The following is a 1,476-nucleotide window of genomic DNA, read 5'->3' as shown; positions in this document are numbered from 1 at the left end:
TGTATGACCGAACGAGCGCCCAAATCACACTTGATGAGGTGGAACTGATAGCTATATGACAACCAACCCGCACCGAGCAGAGGCGAATCTTCGGGGGCTGCTCGCGGCTATCGTCGAATCGTCGAACGATGCCATCATCAGCAAGACGCTCGCAGGGGTCATCACTAGCTGGAACCGGGCTGCCCAACGAATCTTCGGCTACTCGGCCGAGGAGGTCCTCGGGAAGCACATCTCGCTGCTTAGGATCGCAGATTCAATAACTTCCCGCTCTTATGGACCGCTCGGTATGGCTCTGTAATTCCACTTGGGCAGGACTTCATCGAACACGATCTTCATCGTCTCCTTGAAGTCCGCCGCATACTTTCGCCCGGTCTGGTACACCTTGTCCAGGATGTCCACCGTCACCTCCAACCCCGTCGAGGTCTTGGCCTTCTCCATCAACCCCTTCACCAACTCAACGGTGTGGAAGATCACCCCCCTGACACGCCCTCGTCAGGTGTGGGAATAGCCGATGCTCGATCGGGTTGTACTTCGACGCATACGGCGGGTAGTGCGCTACCCGGATCTCGCACCCGATCCGATCGACCAGCCGCTGCAAGTCCTCCTTGAACAGGTACTGGCTGGCGCTGTTGCTCCCGCCGCCGTCGCACAGCAGAAGGATCGAGGTCGCTCGGGGGTAGAGTGCCCGGCCCCGGCTCTCCCACCACCACTCGATGCTGTCGCAGGCGAACTCACTGGTGTCGTGGCTGGTGCCCAGGTTCACGTGACCGTCGTTCCGTTTCACGTCGTAAAGCCCGTGCGGGATGATCACGCCCGAGGCGGCACTGGGGAAGTCGTGATCGAACGTCTCGATCGTCTCCTGAGTGTAGAGGCGGCCCTCTCGGTAGAAGTTTCCCACCAGCTCCTTCTTCTTCGTATCGATGCTCAGGATCGGGTTGTCCGTCTCCAGATACTCCTGCTTGAGCTGGGCGATGTTCTCGAACTGCCGGTTGCGGTCGGCATGCTGCCCCATCGACCGGGACTTGCGGGCCTTCCGCTTGATGTAACGGTGTTTGCGGAGCAGTTGCTTGACCACGGTGACACTGACCGGTGTGCCTGCCTCGGCCAGCCGCTCGGCGATCTGACCCAACGTCAGGTTGGTCCACTTCACGTCCGGACGCATCGGGTCACCTGCGGTGTAGTCCTTCACCACCCGCAAGAAGTTCTCCTCCAGATGGGGCACGACGTCTATGCACCGCTTGCGTCCACCCCCTTTTGGCGCACCCGGTCGCCGAGGTCATCGGGCAGGTGTCCCAAGTCATGCTGTCCGTGGCGGATGGTCTTGGGGTCACAGCCCAGCACGGAGGCGATGTAGTCGGCGCCTCCGTGCTCGAGCTTGGCGACCTCGATGGCGGCGTAGCGGCGTCGGTCCTTCTCGGAGAGCGAGTCGTAGAACGAGCGCATCGCCTGTTCGATCTCGGGGCTGTAGGGCATGGC

Annotated in this window: 4 protein-coding genes; 1 reads left to right on the top strand and 3 read right to left on the bottom strand. The window is 61.1% G+C overall.

All coding sequences use genetic code 11. From position 1 onward, the window contains the following. The first annotated feature begins 55 nt into the window (after positions 1–55). Complete coding sequence (locus tag AC11W3_RS17620) at positions 56–298, top strand: PAS domain S-box protein (protein ID WP_484093465.1); 243 nt, start codon at positions 56–58, stop codon at positions 296–298. Here AC11W3_RS17620 and AC11W3_RS17615 read toward each other — a convergent pair. The 3 genes from AC11W3_RS17615 to AC11W3_RS17605 all read right to left on the bottom strand — a co-directional run. Then, entirely contained in the window at positions 271–438 is a 168-nt protein-coding gene (locus tag AC11W3_RS17615) for an ISAzo13-like element transposase-related protein (RefSeq protein WP_484093464.1), read from the bottom strand. The genes AC11W3_RS17620 and AC11W3_RS17615 overlap by 28 nt on opposite strands. 16 nt (positions 439–454) lie before the next feature. Further along, entirely contained in the window at positions 455–1,198 is a 744-nt protein-coding gene (locus tag AC11W3_RS17610) for an ISAzo13 family transposase (RefSeq protein ID WP_484093463.1), read from the bottom strand. A 29-nt stretch (positions 1,199–1,227) separates the two neighbouring features. Continuing rightward, positions 1,228–1,476, bottom strand: a 249-nt coding sequence (locus tag AC11W3_RS17605) for a hypothetical protein (protein ID WP_484093462.1), incomplete at its 5' end; no start/stop codon positions are given.

The sequence above is a fragment of the Geomonas sp. genome (genome assembly GCF_056994735.1).
This window is presented reverse-complemented; position numbering and strand designations above follow the sequence as displayed.